This is a genomic window from Streptomyces tateyamensis (assembly GCF_003205575.1).
GTDB classification, from domain to species: Bacteria; Actinomycetota; Actinomycetes; order Streptomycetales; family Streptomycetaceae; genus Kitasatospora; species Kitasatospora tateyamensis.
The window spans coordinates 1-283 of record NZ_PYBW01000327.1; the positions used below are offsets into that span (position 1 = coordinate 1).

Annotated in this window: 1 pseudogene; it reads left to right on the top strand. The window is 66.1% G+C overall.

Annotated features, from left to right (window positions below):
- Window positions 1-254 (top strand): annotated as a pseudogene (locus C7C46_RS33595) (hypothetical protein); the annotation flags it as partial.
- Window positions 255-283: the final 29 nt, after the last annotated feature.

Here is a 283-nt window from a genome sequence, read left to right on the forward strand (position 1 = left end):
CTGAGGGTCCCGCCTACCAGCAGATCCTGGCCGTATTCGCCGACGCGGACGCTCCACTGCGGGCCCGGAACGTCTGCGAGGCGATGGACCTGCCCCTCACGCCGAACAACATCAACAACATCCGCACGAAGCTCAAGCGCCTGACCAGGCACGGAATCCTGACCGAGATCGAACCCGGGCAGTTCACCACCGCTCAGCCCCTGCCTCCCGGCGAGCCACCACCGCCGCCCCGCTCACTCCCGACAAGGGGATGAACCAGACATAGGCTCACTTTCCGCCCTCT